Origin of the sequence: Actinomadura sp. NPDC048394 (genome assembly GCF_040651755.1) — a bacterium.
Classification (GTDB): domain Bacteria; phylum Actinomycetota; class Actinomycetes; order Streptosporangiales; family Streptosporangiaceae; genus Spirillospora; species Spirillospora montaniterrae.
Genome location: NZ_JBEZJL010000196.1, coordinates 1 through 1295, shown reverse-complemented (window position 1 = coordinate 1295; position 1295 = coordinate 1). Strand labels below are relative to the sequence as shown.

1 protein-coding gene is annotated in these 1295 nt (G+C 69.4%); it reads left to right on the top strand.

Going from position 1 to position 1295, the window contains the following annotated elements; translation table 11 throughout:
* Positions 1 to 15: 15 nt before the first annotated feature.
* Positions 16 to 1295, top strand: a 1280-nt coding sequence (locus AB0C78_RS50805; protein WP_360763079.1) for a hypothetical protein, incomplete at its 3' end; no start/stop codon positions are given.

The following is a 1295-nucleotide window of genomic DNA, read 5'->3' as shown; positions in this document are numbered from 1 at the left end:
ATGACGATCGGCGCGATGGAGAACACCACCGGCGTGTGGGACGGCGCGGTGCCGTTCATCCCCGGGGTGCCGACGTCGATCCCGAACAACTTCTTCGTCCGCGCCTTCGCCCGGCTGGTGCTGCGCGGCAAGGCACCGCAGATCGCCGACGCGGTGCGTCCCGGCGGTTCCGGGAACCCCTACGCCGGTCTCACCTCCATGCAGAAGGCGGTGCTGCGCGAGGTCACCCGGATGGGCATCCCGCTGCGGGCCTGGGAGAACCACTCCTACGTCCTCGGCCTGGACGATCCGCAAGGACTGCTCGGCTTCGCCGCCACCGTCCGCGCCATCGACCCGACCTACGCCGACGACTTCTGGAGCAAGCCCGGCTATCTCGGCACCGAACGCTCACCCCTCGGCGACCTGACCCGCAACGCGCGCATCGACCAGACCGCCACCATCACCGAAGTGGAGCGGGACGCCCACGACGTCCCGACGAAACTCATCCTCGACAAAGCACCGGCCGACCCGAACAAGCTCGGTTTCGACGTCACCGCCTCCCGCGCCGACGGCACCACGATCGGCGCGGTCACCGGCTCGCTCGACCCCGCCACCAAGACCTTCACCATCGGTACCGGCAACTCCTCCGAGACGCTCGACGCGATCGCGGCCGGGGGCAAGCTGCGCATCGACAACCGCTGGAATCTGGCGCTGCTGACCTACCACCGCCACCAGGTCCCCACGCGGTCCGGCTTCGCCGCCTTCGACCAGTTCCGCGACTCCACCGGCAAGCCGATCTACCCGCAACGCGCCATCGAGATCGGCCCGGTCATCTCCGGCGAGGTCAGCGGCGGCGGCACCCACACCGGCAGGATCACCGGCAAGGTCATCGAGGTCGCGAACCTGCTCGACACCGACGCGTTCCCCTGGGACGCCGACTGGTACGCCCAGCAGGTGAGGAACGCCCTGGGAAACCGCTACGACGACGAGTTCCGCGTCTGGTTCAACGACAACGCCGACCACATCGGCGCTCACGAGACCAACCTGCTCGACTACACCGGCATCCTCCAGCAGGCCCTCCGCGACGTCAGCGCCTGGGCCGAAAAGGGCATAGCACCCCCGCAATCGACCCGCTACAGCGTCACCGGCGGCCAGGTCACCGTGCCCGCAACACCGGCCCAGCGGCACGGGATCCAGCCCGTCGTCACCCTGACCGTCGACGGACGCCACCGGATCGACGTCCCCGCAGGCCAGCCCGTCACCTTCACCGCCACCATCCAGACCCCGCCCGGCACCGGCAAGATCGTCGCGACCGC